The organism is Dermacoccus sp. GAS27A (assembly GCF_044909235.1).
In the GTDB taxonomy this organism is placed as follows: Bacteria; Actinomycetota; Actinomycetes; order Actinomycetales; family Dermatophilaceae; genus Dermacoccus; species Dermacoccus nishinomiyaensis.
Genome location: NZ_JBIYDW010000001.1, coordinates 47706 through 68401, shown reverse-complemented (window position 1 = coordinate 68401; position 20696 = coordinate 47706). Strand labels below are relative to the sequence as shown.

17 protein-coding genes are annotated in these 20696 nt (G+C 69.7%); 2 read left to right on the top strand and 15 right to left on the bottom strand.

Annotation, left to right across the window (positions count from 1 at the left end):
* Positions 1-74: 74 nt before the first annotated feature.
* From dapB to ABH936_RS00290, 10 genes are all read right to left on the bottom strand, one after another.
* Positions 75-821 carry a 4-hydroxy-tetrahydrodipicolinate reductase gene (gene dapB / locus ABH936_RS00335; protein WP_404602013.1) on the bottom strand — a complete coding sequence of 249 codons (747 nt, stop codon included), beginning with the start codon at positions 819-821 and terminating at the stop codon, positions 75-77.
* Positions 822-831: 10 nt separating this feature from the next.
* Positions 832-2574 (bottom strand): alkaline phosphatase D family protein, encoded by a 1743-nt coding sequence (locus tag ABH936_RS00330; protein WP_404602369.1) that lies wholly within the window; start codon positions 2572-2574, stop codon positions 832-834.
* Positions 2575-2615: 41 nt separating this feature from the next.
* Positions 2616-3722 carry a YihY/virulence factor BrkB family protein gene (locus tag ABH936_RS00325; protein WP_165584231.1) on the bottom strand — a complete coding sequence of 369 codons (1107 nt, stop codon included), beginning with the start codon at positions 3720-3722 and terminating at the stop codon, positions 2616-2618.
* A 135-nt stretch (positions 3723-3857) separates the two neighbouring features.
* Positions 3858-6338 carry a polyribonucleotide nucleotidyltransferase gene (locus tag ABH936_RS00320; protein WP_404602011.1) on the bottom strand — a complete coding sequence of 827 codons (2481 nt, stop codon included), beginning with the start codon at positions 6336-6338 and terminating at the stop codon, positions 3858-3860.
* Positions 6339-6508: 170 nt separating this feature from the next.
* The gene (rpsO, locus tag ABH936_RS00315) at positions 6509-6778 is read right to left on the bottom strand and encodes a 30S ribosomal protein S15 (RefSeq protein WP_006946370.1); all 270 of its coding nucleotides are present in this window, start codon (positions 6776-6778) and stop codon (positions 6509-6511) included.
* A gap of 116 nt (positions 6779-6894) precedes the next feature.
* On the bottom strand, positions 6895-7392 hold the full coding sequence (locus ABH936_RS00310) for a hypothetical protein (RefSeq protein WP_404602008.1): 498 nt from the start codon (positions 7390-7392) through the stop codon (positions 6895-6897).
* Positions 7367-9463, bottom strand: coding sequence for a penicillin-binding transpeptidase domain-containing protein (locus ABH936_RS00305; RefSeq protein ID WP_404602006.1), 2097 nt, complete (start codon positions 9461-9463; stop codon positions 7367-7369). Before ABH936_RS00305 ends, ABH936_RS00310 begins: the two co-directional genes overlap by 26 nt.
* A gap of 68 nt (positions 9464-9531) precedes the next feature.
* Complete coding sequence (locus ABH936_RS00300) at positions 9532-10095, bottom strand: hypothetical protein (protein ID WP_404602004.1); 564 nt, start codon at positions 10093-10095, stop codon at positions 9532-9534.
* The gene (gene mreC / locus ABH936_RS00295) at positions 10092-10850 is read right to left on the bottom strand and encodes a rod shape-determining protein MreC (protein ID WP_404602002.1); all 759 of its coding nucleotides are present in this window, start codon (positions 10848-10850) and stop codon (positions 10092-10094) included. Before mreC ends, ABH936_RS00300 begins: the two co-directional genes overlap by 4 nt.
* Positions 10851-10996: 146 nt before the next feature.
* Entirely contained in the window at positions 10997-12022 is a 1026-nt protein-coding gene (locus ABH936_RS00290) for a rod shape-determining protein (RefSeq protein WP_404602000.1), read from the bottom strand.
* Between the two features lie 209 nt (positions 12023-12231).
* Between ABH936_RS00290 and ABH936_RS00285 the strand changes: the two genes are divergently transcribed.
* The gene (locus ABH936_RS00285; RefSeq protein WP_404601998.1) at positions 12232-12804 is read left to right on the top strand and encodes a DUF2087 domain-containing protein; all 573 of its coding nucleotides are present in this window, start codon (positions 12232-12234) and stop codon (positions 12802-12804) included.
* A gap of 151 nt (positions 12805-12955) precedes the next feature.
* On the top strand, positions 12956-13303 hold the full coding sequence (locus ABH936_RS00280; RefSeq protein WP_288756691.1) for a TraR/DksA family transcriptional regulator: 348 nt from the start codon (positions 12956-12958) through the stop codon (positions 13301-13303).
* 305 nt (positions 13304-13608) lie between these two features.
* Here ABH936_RS00280 and ndk read toward each other — a convergent pair whose 3' ends face one another.
* The 5 genes from ndk to ileS form a co-directional block, all read right to left on the bottom strand.
* Positions 13609-14028: a nucleoside-diphosphate kinase gene (ndk, locus tag ABH936_RS00275; RefSeq protein WP_038567576.1), complete on the bottom strand. Its 420-nt coding sequence runs from the start codon at positions 14026-14028 to the stop codon at positions 13609-13611.
* Positions 14029-14125: 97 nt separating this feature from the next.
* Positions 14126-14989, bottom strand: a complete 864-nt coding sequence (locus ABH936_RS00270) for an undecaprenyl-diphosphate phosphatase (protein ID WP_006944409.1) — start codon at positions 14987-14989, stop codon at positions 14126-14128.
* Positions 14986-15396: a DUF4233 domain-containing protein gene (locus tag ABH936_RS00265; protein ID WP_051805758.1), complete on the bottom strand. Its 411-nt coding sequence runs from the start codon at positions 15394-15396 to the stop codon at positions 14986-14988. Before ABH936_RS00265 ends, ABH936_RS00270 begins: the two co-directional genes overlap by 4 nt.
* Entirely contained in the window at positions 15393-17084 is a 1692-nt protein-coding gene (locus tag ABH936_RS00260) for a bifunctional folylpolyglutamate synthase/dihydrofolate synthase (protein WP_404601994.1), read from the bottom strand. Before ABH936_RS00260 ends, ABH936_RS00265 begins: the two co-directional genes overlap by 4 nt.
* Positions 17081-20497, bottom strand: coding sequence for an isoleucine--tRNA ligase (gene ileS, locus ABH936_RS00255; RefSeq protein WP_404601992.1), 3417 nt, complete (start codon positions 20495-20497; stop codon positions 17081-17083). The genes ABH936_RS00260 and ileS overlap by 4 nt, the downstream gene beginning before the upstream one ends.
* Between the last annotated feature and the right edge of the window lie 199 nt (positions 20498-20696).

The window sequence follows — 20696 nt, the reverse complement described above, 5'->3', positions numbered from 1 at the left end:
TTCGACGTTCACGCGGACGGAGGCTGTCGGCGCACCGCCCGGGCGGACCTCAGGCCCGGATGGAGCATCCGAGCTCAGAGCCCGAGAAAGTTCTCCAGGCCCACCGTGAGCCCCGGGGTCGTGACGACGCCGCGCACGCCCGTCAGCACGCCCGGCATGAAGCTGACGCGCTCGAAGCTGTCGTGACGGATCGTCAGGGCCTCACCCTCGGCGCCGAACTGCACCTCCTGGTGCGCGACGCGCCCGCGCATGCGGATCGCGTGCACCGGGATGCCGTCGACGCGGGCGCCGCGCGCGCCGTCGGGGTCGGATTCCGTCGCGTCTGGCACCGGCCCCAGCCCCGCCTGCTCACGTGCCTCGGCGATGGCGCGCGCCGTGTGCGCGGCCGTGCCGGACGGCGCGTCGACCTTGTTCGGGTGGTGGATCTCGACGACCTCGACGCTCTCGTAGAACTTCGCCGCCTCGCGGGCGAACTTCATCATGAGCAGCGCGCCGATCGAGAAGTTCGGAGCGATGAGCACACCGACGCCGGGCGCCGCGTCGAGCTGCGCCCGCAGCGTTGCGAGCTTCGCGTCGTCCCACCCCGTCGTGCCGACGACGACGCTGACGCCGCGCTCGATGCAGTGCGCGACGTTCGTCGGGGACGAGGCGGGCACCGTCAGCTCGATCGCGACGTCGGCACCCCCGAGGTCGCCCAGGTCGTCCCCGGCGTCGAAGCCACCGACGAACGTCATGTCGTCCGCGGCCTCGACGGCCTTGACCGCCTCGCTGCCCATGCGCCCGGCGGCACCGATGACTGCAACCTTGATCGTCTCGCTCATGGACGCGACCCTATCGACGAAGGTGCGCCACGCGCGTCAGGATCCGAATGCCGAGTGGCTGCCACGTGTCGAGACGCTTCGACTCACCGTCACCCTCGATGCGGATGTCGCTGACGACCCGCGTGTGCGGGTGCTCGAGGTCGCCGTCGCGGATCTCGCCGGTCAGCCAGCGGAAGTCGAGACCGTCGCCCGTCACCTCGACGACTGCGAGGTTGTTGTCGAACCACGGCCCGTGCGTCGTGCGCCAGCGGAACGCCGGCGTGCGCACGCTCGTGCGCTCGACGACGGCGCGCAGTGGGAACGCGAGGCCCTTGCCGATCATCGCCTGCAGCGCGCGCACGTGGCGCGGCAGCGGGTTGCGGATCGGCGAGCAGACGGCCTGGAAGATGCGCGACGTCAGCTCCTCGCCGCCGTTGACCTCCGACAGGAACGAGTTGTGGATGTCGCCCGACAGGAACGTGATCGTCCTCGGCGCTCGGCCACGCTCACCACGCGCCACCTCGAACAGCATGTCGCTGACCTTGAAGAACGTGTCGCTGAACGCCGCCCAGTGCTCGAGGTCGACGGCCTGACGCAGTTTCTCCCCCAAGAACGTCGCCGGACGGCCCCACGCCCCCTCGGCCGCGGCCTCGTCGAGCGCCTCGAGCATGTGCAGGCCCTCGGGCATGAAGAACGGCAGCGAGGTCCCGATGAACAGGTGCTCGACGTCGCCGCGCAACTCGTCATCGAGCCAGCGCAGTTCGTCCGCGTCGAGCATCGCGCGGTGATCGGGACGTAGGTCGCGCGCCGCCCGCGAGTCGACGACGATGAGCTTCGACTCGCCCAGATCACGGGTGTAGGAGAAGCGGTACGTCGTCGGGTCCTCGTCAACCCACTCGGCGAACGCGTCGACGGCGGCGCTGATGTCGAGCTCGTCGTCCCCGGTGTGCGACGTGATGAGCTGCCACAGCTCGTCATCGGCGAGCGCCTCGGGCGAGAGGTTGCCACAGTGCTGATAGACCCAGTACGACCCGAGCGCGCCGACGATGCGCTCGTGCCACCAGGGCGTCGCGTTCATCTTCTCGTGCCACGTCTGCGACGTGTTCCAGTCGTCACGCACGTCGTGGTCGTCGAAGATCATCGCGCTCGGCAGCGTCGACAGCAGCCACCTCACTGCCGGTTCGCTGTAGGCGAGGCGGTACAGGTGCGCGTACTCGACGTAGTCCTTGAGCTCCTCGCCGGGCGGCGCGTCGAGCCCGCGGCGCGCCTCGATGTACTCCTGCATCGCCTCCGACGTCTCGTCGGCGTAGACCTGGTCGCCGAGCAGCACGACGAGGTCGGGCCACCGCTCGTCGTGAGGGTCGCGGGCGATCTCGTGCGCGACGGCGCGCAGCGAGTCGATGCCGTTCTTGCGGTTGCTCTTCCCATCGTGCGGTTCGCTCGTGCGGCAGCTGCCGAACGCCATCTTCGTGGGGCGCGAGTGCAGCAGCGTCTTGAAGAACGGGTCGGGGAACGGCGAGTCCGCCAGGGGCCACGCCTGTTCGCCGTTCACCTCGACGCGGTAGCCGTACGTCCGCCCCGGCTCGAGACCGTCCAGGATCACGAGGGCGTAGTGATGCCCGTGCGCGCCGAACGTGCGCGCGCTCCAGCGCCCACCGTCGGTGATGACGGCGACCTCCCCGGCGTCGCGGGTCTCGACCCACATCGACGCTTCGCATTCACTGGTGTAGCGCACCATCGGCCCCAGGACGATCGGCTCGTCGCTGGTCTGCATCACCGTGTCATTCTCGTTCGTCACCATGGTCTGCTCCCCCATCATTCGCTCCCGTCCGCGCTGCTGCGATCCTCGTTCTCGGCGTTCAGGCCCCACATGCCGCTCGGGCGCATCGGGTGGCGAGTCTGCAACCAGTCGTCGTGGGCCCGCACCGCATCCTTCCACCGCACGTCGAGATCCGAGGGCTGATCGGCGAGACCATCGCCGTCCTTGTCGAAGACGACGTCGATGGATTCGTAGTTCTTGAACCGTTGCATCTGCGCCTGCCCCGCGTACGCCTGCTGGTCGGCGAGCGTCAGCTCGACGTCGTCGGTGAACTGTGTCATGAGGGAACGCGGGTACAGATGCTTGTGCAGCACGACGTTGATCTCGGTGCCGATGACGAACGACAACGACATGAGGTAACTGGCAAGCAGCAGCGTCAGGATGCCGCCATACGTGCCGTAGGTGCCTGTCGAACGGGCCCCGAAGATGTTCGTGAAGGTCGTGCTGTTCGCGACGAAGAACTGCCACGCGATGCTGATGAAGAACGCGCCCGGCGCGAGACGCCCCCAGCCCTCTCCGCGCGCGTTCGTCATCTTCATGAGCAGCAGGAAGATGCCCGTGCCGAACACGACGTTGAGCAACCACGCCCAGCTCTGCAACGGCTTCCACAGCGTCGGCAGGATGCCGATGGCGATGAGCGCCGCCCCGAGGAACATGATGATGGCGCCACTGCGCACGCGCATGAGGATCGGGTTCGGGCGGCTGTTGCGCGGCACCGCCCAGCAGTGGTTGCTCGTGTGCTGGATCGCCTGCGCCACGCCGAGGCCACCGTAGAGCGCCACGATCGCGCCGATGACGATGGCCGACACGCTGCCCGTCAGCGACTCGATCGACGCGGAGTGCAGCGACGGCCCGAGCACCGGGATCTGCGCGAGCACCGAGTCGAGGATCTGCTGACGCAGCCGGTCGTCACCGTCGATGACGAAGCCGAGAACCGACTGCAGCAACAGCAGGAGCGGAAAGATCGACAGGAACCCGTAGTACGTGATCAGCGCCGCGAGGTAGGCGCCCTGGTCGTCGACGAACTTGTAGATGACACCGATCGGGTAGCCCAGCGCCGGATGTCGACGCTGGAACCCGTCGGCACGCTCCACTGAGTTCACCTGCGCATCATCCCATGCGCCCCACACGGGTGAGATGACGAACCCGCCCCCGAGCCGCGGGGCGCGGATCGGGGGCGGGTTCGTCGGACGGAGCAGCTCACCTCAACGGTGGGCGCGCTCCCTCACGTGAGCGGCTCAGGCGTCCTCGGACGTCGCGGATGCCGCCTGGTCGTCGTCACCGGCGTCGACGAGCTGGTCGGACGCGGCGTCACCGCGGCCCTCGGCAGCGTCGTTGCCACGGCCACGGCCACGGCCGCCACGACGACGCTGACGCGGCTTGCGCTCGCCGTCCTCGTCGCTCGCGTGACCGGAGTCCATGTGGCCCGCAGCGTCGGCGATCTTCGCGGCGGCGTCAGCGCTGTCGGCGTCGACGTCGGCCGGAGCGGCCGGCGTCGTCTCGTTCGGCGCCTCGGGCGCGTCGTCGGCCCTGGCCTCCTCGACGACACCGAGCGACAGCTTGCCGCGCGGGTCGATCTCCTTGAGCTCGACCTGGACCTTCTGGCCGATCTTGAGGACGTCCTCGACGGCGTCGATGCGCTTGCCGCCGACGAGCTTGCGCACCTCGGAGATGTGCAGCAGGCCGTCCTTGCCCGGCAGGAGCGAGACGAACGCGCCGAACGTCGTCGTCTTGACGACGGTGCCGAGGAAGCGCTCGCCGACCTCCGGCATCTGCGGGTTCGCGATGGCGTTGACGGCGTTGCGCGCGGCCTCGGCGCTCGGGCCGTCCGTCGCACCGATGTAGACCGTGCCGTCGTCCTCGATCGACAGGTCGGCGCCGGTGTCCTCCTGGATCTGGTTGATCATCTTGCCCTTCGGGCCGATCACCTCACCGATCTTGTCGACGGGGATCTTGACGGCGAGCACGCGCGGAGCGAACGGCGACATCTCGTCGGGAGCGTCGATCGCCTCGTTCATGACGTCGAGAATGTGCAGACGCGCGTCGCGGGCCTGCGTCAGCGCGCCGGCGAGCACCTGCGCGGGGATGCCGTCGAGCTTCGTGTCGAGCTGGATGGCCGTGACGAACTCGCGCGTACCGGCGACCTTGAAGTCCATGTCGCCGAACGCGTCCTCGGCGCCGAGGATGTCGGTGAGCGCGGCGTACTGCGTCTCACCGTCGATCTCGGCGGAGACGAGACCCATCGCGATACCGGCGACGGGCGCGCGCAGCGGCACACCGGCGTTGAGCAGCGACAGCGTCGAGGCACAGACCGAACCCATCGACGTCGAACCGTTCGAGCCGAGTGCCTCGGAGACCTGACGGATGGCGTACGGGAACTCCTCACGCGTCGGCAGCACCGGCATGAGCGCACGCTCGGCGAGCGCGCCGTGGCCGATCTCGCGACGCTTCGGCGAACCGACGCGACCCGTCTCACCCGTCGAGAACGGCGGGAAGTTGTAGTGGTGCATGTAACGCTTGCGCGTCCTCGGCGACAGCGAGTCGATCTGCTGCTCCATGCGCAGCATGTTGAGCGTCGTGACGCCCATGATCTGCGTCTCGCCGCGCTCGAAGATCGCGGAACCGTGCACGCGCGGCAGCACCTCGACCTCGGCCGAGAGCGCGCGGATGTCGGCGAGGCCGCGGCCGTCGATACGGACCTTGTCGCGCAGGATGCGCTCGCGCACGAGCTGCTTCTGCAGCGAGCGGAACGCGGCGGAGACCTCGGACTCGCGGCCCTCGAACGGCTTGCCCTCGCCGGCCAGCTCGGCCTTGAGCGCGTCCTTGATCTCGTCGAGCTTGCTCTCGCGCTCGGCCTTGCCCGCGATCGTCATCGCGGCGGCCGTCTGGTCGGTGCCGTCCTTCGCGACGGCCTCGTACACGTCGTCCTGGTAGTCGAGGAAGACCGGGAAGTCCTGGACCTCCTTGGCCGCCTGCTTCGCGAGCTCCATCTGGGCCTCGCACAGAACGCGGATGAACTTCTTCGCGGCCTCGAGGCCCTCGGCGACGACCTCTTCGGTCGGGGCCTGCGTGCCGTTCTTCACGAGGTTCCACGTCGACTCCGTCGACTCCGCCTCGACCATCATGATGGCGACATCATCACCCACGATGCGGCCGGCGACGACCATGTCGAACGCCGAGCGCTCGATGTCGGAGAAGTTCGGGAACGCGACCCACTGGCCGTCGATGAGGGAGACGCGGACGCCACCGATCGGGCCCGTGAACGGCAGACCGGAGATCTGCGTCGATGCGGACGCACCGTTGATCGCGAGGACGTCGTACTGCACGTCCGGGTTCTGCGCGAGCACGGTGATGACGACCTGGACCTCGTTGCGCAGACCCTTCTTGAAGGCCGGGCGCAGCGGGCGGTCGATGAGACGGCAGGTGAGGATGGCGTCCGTCGAGGGGCGACCCTCGCGGCGGAAGAACGAGCCGGGGATCTTGCCGGCGGCGTAGCTGCGCTCCTCGACATCGACCGTCAGCGGGAAGAAGTCGAAGTGCTCCTTCGGCTGCTTGCTGGCCGTCGTCGTCGACAGCAGGCATGTGTCGTCGTCGAGGTATGCCATGACGGCGCCATTGGCCTGCTTGGCCAGGCGGCCCGTCTCGAAGCGGACGGTGCGGGTGCCGAACGAGCCGTTGTCGATAACGGCTTCGGCGAACTGGATCTCGGGACCCTCCATGTGGGGCCTCCTTCTTGTTTCATCTTCGTCTCGGGACGCGCATCGTCGTTGTGCGCGGCCCGTTTCTTGCTGCTTCGAGGCGACGCGGCGCGTGCCTCGAAAACACCGAGAGGCGGCCACCCTTTCAGGGATGACCGCCACTCGGCGTCAGATCATGGTGATCAATGCGATCAACGGCGCAGGCCGAGACGCTTGATCAGCGAGCGGTAACGCTCGATGTCGACCGACTCGAGGTAACGCAGCATGCGCTTGCGCTGACCGACGAGCAGGAGCAGACCACGACGGCTGTGGTGGTCGTGCTTGTGCGTGCGCGAGTGCTCCGTCAGGTCCTTGATGCGCTGCGTCAGCAGGGCGATCTGAACCTCGGGCGAGCCGGTATCGCCTTCGGACGTGCCGTACTCGGCGATGATCTTCTTCTTCGTTTCAACGTCCAGGGGCATACCTGACTCCTTTGAACTCTCGCTGCGCGGTGCTCCCAGGCCTGTTCACTGGGGCGCTCTCGATCCGCGGCCGGTCTACGGCTTCGTTCAGGCTATCAGCGGCAGGAGGTGGCGGCCTAATCGACGAACTCGCCCCGCGCCTCGAACGCGGCCCGGCGCGACGCGCGTCGCAGCGCCGTCATCACGGGCCGGCCGACGGCCAGGACGAGGGCGACGTTCGTGATGACGCGCCCCAGATCCCAGCCCAGCGACATGGCGAGGCTGAACGCGACGAAGTGCGCGAGGTTTGTCGCAAGCTGCGCCCCGGGGACGGGGCTGATGCCGGGGTCGCCGGTCGTCGAGAACGGCCAGAACGACGTGTTGAGGACGAAGCCGTACGCGAGTGACGCGAACGCCGTGTAGCCCCACAGCAGCGAGAGCTCGGCGGGCCAACGCAGCCCGCGCCGCCACGGCAGCAGACCGGCGCCGAGCGCGACCCAGCTCGCACCGAGTATCTGGTACGGCAGCCACGGGCCGATGCCGGCCGTCAGGATCGCCGAGGCGAACATGCTCGTCGCGCCGAGCGCGAAACCGAACCCGGCGCCCGCCTCAGGCGCCCCGATGTGCGATGGCATCCCACACAGCGCGCCCGATGGGTGCCGCCACGCGTCCGCCTTCGCCGCCCTGGTCGACGCGCACGACGACGACGTAGCGGTGCCCCGCGACTGGCTCGGGCATGTAAGAGGCGAACCACGCGGTCGCCTGCTTGCCGTACACCTCGGCGGTGCCGGTCTTGCCGCTGATCGGGAAGCGGGCGAGGTCGAACCCGGCGAAGGCGTCCGACGCCGTCCCCGAGCGCAGGACGCGGGCGAGACCGTCGCGCTCGACGGCCAGCATCGCGGGGTCGAGGTGCAGGCTCGTGGTCTCCGTCTGCGCGGACGTCGCGTTGGGCACGAGCGTCGGCGTCACGCGTGTGCCGCCCGTCGCCACCGCGGCGTACGTCGCCGCCATCTGCAGTGGCGTTGCGCTGACGTCGCCTTGACCGATCGCGAGGTTGACCGCGTCACCGGCGCGCAGCACGTACCCGCTCGTGCAGTTCTCCTGCGCCACCTGCTTCAGGTAAGCCGCCCGCGCCTTGTCCGTGACCTCGGGGTAGCCGCGCTTCGCACGATCGCAGCTCTGGGCGCGCGTCGCCTCCCAGTCGCGTCGCTTCTGCGCCCGGTCGGTGACGGCGCCGCTCGCCTCGCCGGGCAGGTCGACGCCGGTGCGGGCACCGAAGCCGAACGTGCGGGCGGCTGCGGCGAACGCGTCGGGTGCGTCGACGGAGGCTTTCGCCCCGCCTGCGTCGAGCCAGCTGCGGTAGGCCCAGCGGTAGAAGACGGTGTCGCAGGAAACCTCGAGGGCCGTCGGGATGTCGATGCGACCGTGCGCCTCCGACTCGAAGTTGGTGAACGTGCGGTTGCCGATGCGCAGCGAACTCGGGCAGTCGTACGTCCCCTTCGGGTCGACACCAGCCGCGGCCGCCCCGAACAGCGACACCGCCTTGAACGTCGACGCCGGCGGCCCTGCCACCGTCACCGCACGGTTCGAGAGCGGGTCGGAGCCGCCGCGCGTCAACGTGTCCCACTCGGCCTGGGTGATGCCGCCGTTCCAGACGCTCGGGTCGTAGGTGGGCTGGTTCGTCAGCGCCGCCACCTGACCCGAATCGGCATCCATGACGACGACGGAACCCGAATCGGCCTTCGACCCGCCCTTACGGGCCGCGGCGATCCCCTTCGTGAGCGCGTCGGCCGCGGACTTCTGCAGCCCGGGGTCGAGGCTCGTGCGCACATCGGCGCCGTTCGTCGGCGCCTCGTCCGCCACGACGCGCTCGGCCTCCCCCGTCGGCGTGATGCTCACGACGCGGCGTCCGTCGCGGCCGCGCAGTTGCGTGTCGTACTGCTGCTCCAGGCCCGCGCGCCCGAGCAGCGCCGTCGTCGCGGGAGCTTCGCGGCCGGCCTCGCGCGCGGCGGTGACGTCGTCCGCCGTCGTCGTCGTGAGATAGCCGAGCACCTGCGCGAGCGAGCTGCCGCTCGGGCCGTACGTGCGTGTGGGGCGGGTCCTCGCCGCGACGCCCGGGTAGCGCTCCGGCTGTTCGAGGATGCCGCTGACGGCCTCCGTCGGGACGTCCGAGGCGATCGGCACGGGCTCGAACTGCTGGCCGGAAAAACACACCGGTGCCGGCGCGGCGCCCTTCGTGCCGCAGGTCGCGGTGCGCCGTTCGAGGTCGGCGACGGGGCGGTCGATGGCGTGCGCGACGCGGCTCAGGATGCGATGAGCGTTCTCCGGACGGCGCAGTTGGTCGGGCGTGATCGTCAGCGTCGTCGTGGAGCCGTTGCCGACGAGCACACTGCCGTCCGCGGCAAGGATGCGTCCGCGCACGGCGGGGACGACGACGGCCCGCGTCGTCATCGCATCGGCGGCCGCGCGGCTCGCCCGAGCGTCGACGAGCTGCAGCTGGGCCAGGCGTCCGACGAGCACGATCGCGGCGACGAACGTCAGGACGAGGTAGACCGCGAGGCGCCGTTGGGCCGCCGAGGTGCCACCCGTACCTCGCCGAGAACCGATGCGTTCCGGCAGGAGAAACGGCCCCAGCGTGGCGCGTCGGCCACCCGCGGCACGCGAACCGGTTCGTGGCCGGCTGGCCTGACGGCGGCGCCCGGGCACGACATGGCCACGAGAGGCACGTCGCCCCGGCCTCGAGCCGACGCGACGACGGAGCCGCGGGAGCCGCCTCATGCCCGGCCTCGCGCGCGTTCACGAGCCGCCCAGCGGTTCCAGCGCCCGACGACGGCGAGGCCGATGACGCCGCCGACGACCACACGCACGAGCAGCGGCAGGACGGCGACGCCGACGCGGCCGCTCTGTGCCGCGGCGAGCGCGACGAGCGTCAGGTCGTGCACGAGGACCGCGAGAGCGGCGAGCGCCGCAGCCGACCAGGCACTCACCGTCGCGGCCACCCGCAGGCGTCGCAGGACGAGCACGGTGGCGATGATCGCCGCCGCATGCGCGACGATGTCGACGCCGCCGGGCGGCAGCACGACGGAGAGCACGAGCCCGGCGAGCAGCCAGCCGAGCGCGGCGAGCGCCCCTGCGTCGAGCACGACACTCACCGCGAGCGGCGCGCCCAGCCACGCCACCCATTGGCCCAGGTGCGGGGGCAGCAGGACGGCGACGACGCCCGCGCCGAGCGTCCACAGAGCCCGCGTCGCGGCGAGCGCGGATGGGCGCGCGAGGATCGTCGCGGGCTCGCGCAGCGGTTCGGGCGCGAAGAGGACGCGCTGTTCAGCGCTCGTCATCGCGACGCCCGCGGGCGCAGCACGCCGACGACGTCGAGGCTGCTGGGGTCGACGGCGGGGCGGACGGTGGCGCTGCGCTCCAGGCGGCCACGGTCGGGGTCGATCGAGGTGACCGTCCCGATGGGCAACCCCGCCGGGTAGGGCCGGCCCTGGGGGCTGCCGGCGGTGACGACGCGGGCCCCCTTCGTCGCCGAACCGCCCGCCGCGAGAACGAGACTGACGGATCCCTCGGCGCGCGCGGCCACCCCGTCGGGCGCCGCTCCGCTGACGCGGGCCAGCGTGCCGCCCGGTTCGAGGCGCGCTCCGACGACGCTCGCCGGGTCAGTGATGAGCGTGACCGTCGCGGCGTGCTCGTCGACCGCCGTGACCCGTCCGACGAGCCCGCCGGCCGCGACGACGGCCTGCGCCGTCTCGAGCCCGGCGTCCCGGCCCGCGTCGATCTGGACGCGCCGGGCGTCACCGGCCGCGGTCGCGGGCGTGAACGCGACGACGCGGGCTGTCACGACGTCGCGTCCCGACGCGGCGAACGAGCGCGACAGCTTCGAAGCCTCGTCGACGACACGGTCGGCGTCGCCGACGGCAGCCGCTCGCGCTTCGGCGCGGATTCGCGCTTCTTTCGCCTCGCGCAACGCGTCGTCGCGGGGTGTCACCCAGCCGGCGATCGTGCCGAGCGCGCCCGACGTCAGGTTCTGACCCCGCGCACGCAGCGCGGGAGAGGCGGTGAGGGCGAGCAGCAGGACGGCGAGCACGGCCACCGCGACGAGTCGGCCGCGGCGGTGCGGGTCGCGTCGCCGCGGGGCCGCGCCGAATTCACCCGACGACCGCCGAACCGATCGCCCCCCGCGCCCGGATCCCGCCGTCGGTGGCGACGTCGACCTTGTTCGCGCCCGGCGCGGGTTCTTCACCGCGTCACGGGCATGAGCAGCCCACGCATGAGGTCGTAGTTCTCGACGCACGCACCGGCGCCGAGGACGACGGCGTTCGCCGGGTCGGCGGCGACGCGGACGGGAACGGCGAGTTCGTGGTGCAGGCGCACGTCGAGCCCGCGCAGCTGCGCTCCCCCGCCGGTCAGGACGATGCCGGTGTCGAGGATGTCGCCGGCCAGCTCCGGCGGGCATGCGTCGAGGGTGGCGCGGACGGTGTCGCAGATCGCGAGCAGGGTCGGTTCCAGCGCGCGCCGGATCTCGACGCTCGTCACGGTGACGCTGCGCGGCAGCCCACCGATGAGGTCGCGTCCGCGCACCTCGCACGTCAGTTCCTCGGTGAGCGGGAAGGCGCTGCCGACGTCGAGCTTGATGCGTTCGGCGGTGCGTTCGCCGAGCAGCAGCGCGTATTCGTTCTTCAGGTGGGCTGCGATCGCGTCGTCGAGTTCGTGGCCGCCGAGGCGGACGGAGCGTGAGCGCACGACCCCGCCGAGGCTCGTGACGGCGACGTCGCTCGTGCCGCCGCCGATGTCGACGACCATCGACGCCTGCGTGGCCTGCACGTTGAGCCCGGCGCCGACTGCGGCGGCGACGGCTTCTTCGATGACGTCGACGTGGCGCGCGCCGGCGCGCATCGCGGCGTCCTCGAGGGCGCGGCGTTCGACGCCAGTCACCTCCGAGGGGACGCAGACGACGACGCGTGGGCGGATGAGGCGGGAGGGTCGCGAGCGGGCGATGAAGTAGCGCAGCATGCGCTCGGCGGCGTCGGCGTCGCTGATGACGCCGCCGACGAGGGGGCGGACGACGGAGACGCGCCCGGGGGCTCGTCCGAGCATCTCCTTGGCGTGGTGGCCAGCGGCGAGCAGGTCGCCGGTCGCCGCGTCGAGGGCGACGACGCTGGGTTCGTCGACGACGATGCCCTGCCCGCTCTCGTAGACGAGCGTGTACGCCGTCCCGAGGTCGATCGCGAGATCACGCGAGGGGGTCTTCAGTCGTCCGAGCACCGGGTGAGTATTTCAAAGTTGTCTGGGTGCCGCCGTTCGCCGAGCAAGGGGCGGACGCAAATTCGCTGGCCGGGAGCCGCGCCGGCACGGCACGATGACCATGGGGCCACCTGCGCCCAGCTCACGCCCGGCCTCAGCCCGGATGCGTCGGAGCGAAAGGAAGCGGATTCTCGGGCGGATCATCTCTCGCAGCATGCGACTGACGCCTCGTGCGGCTGGGGCGTTCTCGACGCGCCAAAGCGAGTGACATGACCCGAGATGCCGATTTCAAGAAGTTCGTGCGCGCCCGGATGGCCGCGTCTGACGCGACCTACCTGCAGGCACGCACCGAACTGATGCGGACGCAGCCTGCGATCGAACAGCCTCCGACCGACCGGGCGGCGTCCCCCATCCCGAACGGCGCGCCAAGCCCTCTCGCCCAGGACCCCATCATCCCGACGGCTCTGGGGCGGTCGGTTCGTCAGTTCTTCGACGACGGCCGCCTGCGCACCATCCCCACGAAGCGAACGAAGCGCATGGCGGTGCTCCTCGTTCTCGTCACGCGTTTGGAACCGCGTCGAACGTACCCGGAGGCCGAGGTGTCGCGGATGCTGGCTGAGGTCCACAAGGACTCTGCGTATCTGCGCCGCGAGCTCGTCAACGTCGGTTGTCTCCGGCGCGAAGCGGGTGAGTCCACGTTGGCACCTGCGCCGCCGGCCCGCGACGCGCGGTGGACCCAGGAGTTTCCTCGCGAGGAGGCCGACGTGTTCGCGGCGCTGTGGCAGCGCACGCCGCAGCGGTAACGCCCGGCGTGGCACTTCGACGGGACGCGTGACGCGGCGGTCGTCTTGAGGCGTCCCCGTCCCAACGCGACGCATTGCGGTGCAGCTCGGCCCATTGTCGCTCGTCCCGGTGCCGTGGCGGGTTGGCCGACGGTGACCGTACGATGGGGGCATGACCCCGGACGCTGCTCGCGCGCTGCTGGTCGAGAAACGTCGGGAGACGGTGGCTCGCCTGCGGGGGTTGGATGAGAGTTGGGCCGACATCGTCGAGTCGGCGCGCGATGCGAACATCGACGACGAGCACGACCCGGAGGGTTCGACGGTCGCCGTCGCCCGGGCGCAGGTCTCGTCGCTGGCTGACGAGGGACGTGGCCAACTCGCCGCGATCGACGCTGCGATCGCACGCGCCGATACGGGAACGTTCGGTGTGTGCGAACGCTGCGGCGCGACGATTCCGGACGCTCGTCTCGAGGCTCGCCCGACAGCCACCCGCTGCGTCACGTGCGCGGCAGCGCGCTGAGCCCCACCCCCTGCCCACTGCTGTCCGGGTGAGCCCGATGTGCAGTCAACGCCTCACCGCACACCGATCCTCGCTCGGTGGCATGCGCATCCGATCAGCGCCTCACCGGAATCGACCCTCGATCTACGCGAACGCGGACCCGGGATGACGGACGCCGCCCCGGCCGGACACCGAGCGTGCGAGGTGAGCGGTCGAGGCGGCGTCCGTCATCCCGCCCGAAGCTGTGTCGCACCGAGCGAGCGACAGGTGTGGGCGAGCCTGCGAGCCCACACCTGTCGCTCACCGGAAGACACAGCGAGGGAAGGTCAGAACCAGATCGCGATCTCGCGTTCGGCGGATTCGGTGGAGTCGGAACCGTGGACGATGTTCTGCTGCACCTTGAGGCCCCAGTCGCGGCCGAGGTCGCCGCGGATGGATCCGGGGGCCGCTTCGGTGGGGTTGGTGGCGCCGGCGAGGGAGCGGAAGCCCTTGATGCAGTCGTTGCCTTCGATGACGGCGACGACGATGGGGCCGGAGCTCATGAATTCGACGAGCGGTTCGTAGAAGGGCTTGCCTTCGTGTTCGGCGTAGTGCGCATCGAGCTGGTCGCGAGTCGCCTCCGTCACCTGCAGCTTGGCGATCGTGTAGCCCTTCGCTTCGATGCGGCGCAGCACCTCGCCGGTGAGGCCGCGGCGGTAGCCGTCGGGCTTGATGATGACGAGGGAGCGTTCGAGCTGTGCGGTCATGGTGTCCTCCAGGCAGAGAGTGCGGATCTGCCCCCAACCTATCGAAGGTCGGGGGCAGATCATGAATGCCGTTCGTCGCGGCGGGCGCGTGGATCGCTCAGTTGACGGCGGCGTCGATCGTGCCGGTCGCGAGCAGCCCGAAGACGACGAGTGCGAGCGCGATGCGGTAGATGACGAACGGGCGGAAGTTGTGCGTCGAGATGTATCGCATGAACCAGGAGATGACGGCGTAGCCGACACCGAACGCGAGCAGTGTCGCGATGGCGATCATGCCCCAACTGCCGGAGTCGTGATCCTTGCCCTTGCTGATGACGTCCATGAGTTCGAGCAGACCGGACGACAGCACGGCCGGGATGGCGAGCAGGAACGAGTAGCGCGCCGCGGCCGGGCGGGAGTAGCCCATGAACAGACCACCGGCGACGGTGCCGCCCGAGCGCGAGACGCCGGGGATGAGGGCGAGCGCCTGGAAGAAGCCGTACTTGACGCCGTCGGCCCACGTCAGCTCGTCCAGGCCCTTCTCGTGATGGCCTTCCTCGACGCGCTTGTCGGAGACGACATCGGCCAGCATGATGACGAGCGCGAAGACGAGCAGCATCGTCGCGGTGATCCACAGGTTGCGCAGCGTGCCCTCGATGGCGCTCTTGAACAGGATGCCCAGGATGCCGATCGGCAGGGTGCCGATGATGACGAGCCAGCCCATCCGCGCGTCGGGGTCGTCCTTCGCGACGTGGCCGCGCAGCGAGCCGAACCACGCCTTGATGATGCGGACGATGTCCTTCCAGAAGTACACGAGGACGGCCGTCTCCGTGCCGAGCTGGTTGATGGCGGTGAACGCGGCGCCGCCGCCGTCGTTGTCGAAGAACACGCGACCGACGAGCAGTTGGTGCGCCGACGACGAGATCGGCAGGAACTCGGTGAGCCCTTGCACGATGCCGAGGACGACGGCCTCGAGCCAGTTCATGAATACTCCCTCATGAAGTTACGGGTGAGCTCGTCCATCTTGTCGCCCTGTACGAGCGCGGTGATCCACAGCGCGAGGAAGATGAGTCCGACGACGAGCATGGACGGGACGATGAACGCGGTGAGCAGCGTCGCTGCCTGCAGCACCCATCCCAGCGGAATGCCGAGCGGTTTGCGCATCGACGCGCTGGAATACAGGCAGAGCACAGCCAGCGCAATGCCGACCCAGAGCAACGTCGTCGCGTTGCCGCCACCGTCGGGGTGTCGGGAGTGGTCGAGGCCCCACGCGACGAGCGCGAAGAAGAACAGGACGAACGCCTGGCAGCCGATGACGGCGCCCGCGAGCTGTCGCGTCTTTTTCTCGCCGACGCCGGTGAAGCGGAGGCGACGGATCCATTCGGCGATCATGACGACGTCACCCCCAGCAGCATGCGCACGTCCGCGGCCGTGACGACGGAGCCCGTCGCGAGGACGCCACCTCCGACGCCTTCGTCGTCGGCGAGGGCCGCCGCGCGGTCGAGGGCGTCCGGCAGGCTGTCGACGACGGTGACGCGATCGTCGCCGTACAGTTCGGCGGCGAGCTGGCCGAGTTCGCGCGGATCCATCGAGCGCGGCGACGTGTTGCGCGTGACGACGACGTGGTCGAGCGTCGGTTCGAGCGCGAGCAGCAGCTCTTCGGCATCCTTGTCGGCGAGCACGGCGACGAGCCCGACGAGGCGGTTGAACTGGAAGGAATCCGCGAGCGCCTCACGCAGTGCCTGCGCGCCGGCCGGGTTGTGGGCCGCGTCGACGAGGACGGTCGGCGAGCGCCGCACCACTTCGAGTCGCCCGGGCGAGGTGACGGCGTCGAGCGCGGCGCGCAGCACGCCGTCGTCGATCTTCGTCTCTCCTCCCCCGAGGAACGCCTCGACGGCGGCGATCGCCGTCGCGGCGTTGTGTGCCTGGTGCGCGCCGAACAGTGGCAGGAAGAGGTCGTCGTACTCGCCGGCGAGGCCCTTGACGGAGATCATCTGCCCGCCGACGGCCGCCTCGCGCGCGGTGACGGCGTACGCGTCGCCCTCGCGCAGCATCGTCGCGTCGACCTCGAGGCACTGTTCGCGCAGGATCTCGTCGACCTCGGGCACCTGCGCGGCGACGACGGCGAACGCGCCGGGCTTGATGATGCCCTTCTTCTCGTGCGCGATGTCCTCGACCGTGTCACCGAGCAGCCGCTGGTGATCGAGCGCCACGGGCGTGACGACGCTGACGACGCCGTCGGCGACGTTTGTCGCGTCCCACGCGCCGCCGAGGCCGACCTCGACGATCGCGACGTCGACGGGCGCGTCCGCGAACACGGAGTAGGCGAGGACGACGATGACCTCGAAGTACGTCATCCGCACGCCGCCGTTGCTCGTGCTCTCGTGGTCGACCATCGCGATGAACGGTTCGATGTCGTCCCACACACGCACGAGCCGTTCGACGTCGACGGGTTCGCCGTCGAGGCTGATGCGCTCACGGAAGTCGTGCAGGTGCGGTGAGGTGAATCGCCCTGTCTTCAAACCGTGTTCGCGCACGAGCCGCTCGACGATGCGGGTCGTCGACGTCTTGCCGTTCGTGCCCGTGAGGTGGATCATCGGGAAGCTCGTCTGCGGGTCGCCGAGCAGTTCCATCGCGCGACGCACACGTTCGAGGGACGGTTCGGGGTTGTTCTCCGGGGTGCGCGCGAGGATCTCGTCCTCGATCTCGCGCGCCCGCAGCCGCAGCGCTGCAGCTTCCTCGGCCTCGCGAGCGGCGGCCCGGGGGTTGCCGCTGCGCTGGGCCTTCTTGCTCACGAGGTTGTCGCCGACGATGCCCGTCGTCAGGGCGCGCTCCGTGGGGTCGGCGGCGTCGCCCGTCTCAGCGCCCGGGCCGGCCGAGCCGTCACCGATGACGTGCTCGGCGACGTACTCGTCGAGATCCATCTCCTCGTTCGCGTGTCCGAACGATTCGCCCTGGATGCCGAATGTCGCGTACCCGTCGCGCGGGCTCTCACCCTCGACGAGGTGTTCGTTGACGTCGGCGCCGTCGAATCCGTCGCCGTCGTAGTCGTTCTCGTCGCGCGGACGCTGGTCGCTCATTTGTTCTCCACCTTCTTCACGACGATACGCACCTGCTGCTTGTCGCCGACCTCGGCGCTCGTGCCGACGCCGTCGGGCAGCTGGTGCGCCGCGCCCGCCGAACCGAACTGCACCGCGAGCGTCTCACGCATGATGAGGTCCTGGTGCGCGACGGTCGCCGCCCACACCTCGTCGTCACCGGTGATGGTGAGCGAGATACGGTCGGAGATGTCGAGGCCGGCGTCGCGCCGGGCCTGCTGGACGGCGCGCACGACGTCGCGCGCGAGGCCCTCGGCGGCGAGCTCCGGCGTCACCTGCGTGTTGAGGACGACGAAGCCACCACCGGGCAGCATCCCGGCGGCTGTGTCGGCGCCGGCCTTCTCGGTGTCGACGACCATGTCTACCGTGTACTCGCCTTCCTCGAGCGCGAGCCCACCGGCGGTGACGACGCCGTCGGCGCCCAGCGACCAGTCACCGGACTTGCTGCCCTTGATGGCCTGCTGCACGTTCTTGCCGAGCCGAGGGCCGGCCGCGCGAGCGTTGACGGTGAGGCGCCGGCTGACGCCGAGCGCATCCGCGTCGACGTTCGCCGAGTCGGCGAGCACGACGTTCTTGACGTTGACCTCGTCGGAGATCAGATCGGCGAACTGCTCCAGCGGGTGCGGGTTCTCGCCGACGAACGTCACCGACTCCAGCGGCAGGCGCACGCGCAGCTTCTCGGCCTTTCGGATGGCGAGCGTCGCGGAGCACACCTCACGGGCGCGGTCCATCGCCGTGACTAGGTCGGCGTCGGCGGGCAGGTCGTCGGCGACGGGGAAGTCGGTGAGGTGCACCGAGCGTCCGCCCGTCAGGCCGCGCCAGATCTGCTCGGTCTCGAACGGCAGCAGCGGCGCCGCGGCGCGCGTCACGACCTCGAGCGCGGTGTAGAGCGTGTCGAACGCCTCGTTGCTCGACGCCTCGTGCTCGGTGCCCGTACTCGCGGACGATCCGGTGCCCCAGAACCGCTCGCGGCTGCGGCGGATGTACCAGTTCGTCAGCACGTCGAGGAAGCCGCGGACGCTGTCGCACGCCCCCGCGATGTCGTACGCGTCCATCTGCGTCTGCACCTGCGCGACGAAGTCGTGCAGCTTGGCGAGCAGGTAACGGTCGAGCACGTCGTTCGACGCCGTCGACCACTGCGCGTCGTAACCCTCACCACCGTTCGCGGCGTTCGCGTAGAGCGCGAAGAACGAGTACGCGTTCCACAGCGGCATCATGACCTGACGCACGCCGTCACGGATGCCCTGTTCGGTGACGGACAGGTTGCCGCCGCGCAGGATCGGGCTCGACATGAGGAACCAGCGCATCGCGTCGGCGCCGTCACGGTCGAACACCTCGGACACGTCCGGGTAGTTGCGCAGCGACTTGCTCATCTTCTGCCCGTCGCTGCCGAGCACGATGCCGTGGCAGATGACGGAGGAGAACGCGGGCTTGTCGAACAGCGCCGTCGCGAGGATGTGCAGCGTGTAGAACCAGCCGCGCGTCTGACCGATGTACTCGACGATGAAGTCGGCCGGGAAGTGGTTCTCGAACCACGCCTCGTTCTCCATCGGGTAGTGCACCTGCGCGTAGCTCATCGAGCCCGAGTCGAACCAGACGTCGAGGACGTCGTCGACCCGACGCATCGTCGCCTTCCCCGACGGGTCGTCGGGGTTCGGGCGCGTCAGCTCGTCGACGAACGGACGGTGCAGGTCGACCTCGCCGTCAGCATTGCGGGGCAAGGCGCCGAAGTCACGTTCGATCTCCTCGAACGAACCGTAGACGTCGAGGCGCGGAAACTCGGGACTGTCCGACTTCCAGACGGGAACGGGGCTGCCCCAGAAGCGGTTTCGGGTGATCGACCAGTCGCGCGCGTTCTCCAACCACTTGGCGAACTGGCCGTGCTTGACGTTGCCCGGCACCCAGTCGATCTCCTCGTTGAGCGCGAGCATGCGCTCCTTGATCGCCGTCACCTCGACGAACCAGGAGCTCACCGCCATGTAGATGAGCGGCTGACGGCAGCGCCAGCAGTGCGGGTAGGAGTGGTCGTAGCTCTCGCGGCGCACGAGGACGGTGCCGTCGCTGGCGTGCCCGGCGTTCGCAATGTCGCCCTTCGTCGCCGCTTTGAGGTGGTCGATGACGTGCGGGTTCGCGTCGAACACCTGCATGCCCTCGTAGTCGCTCACCGGGTAGGTGAACCGGCCGTCGGGGCCGACGGGCACGACGACGGGGATGCCGGCCGCGTCGGTCGCGGCCTTGTCCTCCTCACCGAACGCGGGAGCCATGTGGACGAGGCCCGTACCGTCGTCGGTCGTGACGTAGTCGGCCGACAGGATGCGCCACGCCTTGCCCACGACGCGCTCGTCGTCGAGGAAGTACGTGAACGGCGCGGTGTAGGTGAGGCCGACGAGCTCGGAGCCCTTCATGCGACGCACGACCTTCGCGGCAAGCGCGTCGGCGTCGAGCTTCTCGCCGAACAGGTCCTTGCTGTAGGCCGCGAGGCGCGCCTCGGCGATGACGTACTTCTCGTCGCTGCCGGTCGGGCCGGAGGCCTCGACGACGACGTAGTCGATGTCCGGGCCGACGGAGACGGCGAGGTTGCTCGGAAGCGTCCACGGCGTCGTCGTCCAGATGAGGGCCTTCTCCCCCGTCTCGAGCGTGAAACCGACCGTCACCGCCGGGTCCTGACGGTTCTTGTAGACGTCCTCGTCCATGCGCAGCTCGTGGTTGGACAGCGGCGTCTCGTCGTTCCAGCAGTACGGCAGCACGCGCAGGCCCTCGTAGATGAGGCCCTTGTCGTAGAGCGACTTGAACGCCCAGATGACCGACTCCATGTAGCCCGAGTTGTACGTGCGGTAGCCGCGCTCGAAGTCGACCCAGCGGCCCATGCGGGTGACGTAGTCCTCCCAGTCGGAGGCGTATTTCATGACGCTCTTCTTCGCGGCGTCGTTGAACTTCTCGATCCCCATGTCGAGGATGTCGTCCTTGGTCTTGAGGCCGAGCTGGCGCATCGCCTCGAGCTCGGCGGGCAGGCCGTGCGTGTCCCAGCCGAAGACGCGGTCGACGCGCTTGCCGCGCATCGTCATGTAGCGCGGCACGAGGTCCTTGACGTAACCCGTCAGCAGGTGGCCGTAGTGCGGCAGGCCGTTCGCGAAGGGCGGGCCGTCGTAGAAGACGAACTCGTTGTCGCCGTTCTCGCCGGCGTCGCGCTGCTCGATCGAGGCCTGGAACGTGTCGTCGCGCCGCCAGTAGTCGAGGACGGCCTTCTCGATGGACGGGAAGTTCGGGCTGCTCGGCACGCCCTTGGGGATGCCGAACGCCTCGCCGGTGCCGGGGGTCGTGGCGGCCGCTCCCGCTGCGTCATCGGGGGTCGCTGCCGCGTGCTCTCGCGTGAGGTCGACCTTGGGGTAGGTCATGGTGGCATCCTTTGCGCGTCAGATCGTCGAGCAAGGACGACGTCGCCGGCGTGTGCCGGGTGGCCGCGGTACCACCTTGCTTGCCATCTCGAACCCGCGCTCTCGCCCGGTGGCGGGCGCACGAGGAGCGACATGACCGCTTCATGCCGGCTGTGACGGGCCACTCCCGCCCGGTTCTACTGGGGTGCCCTCGCGGTGT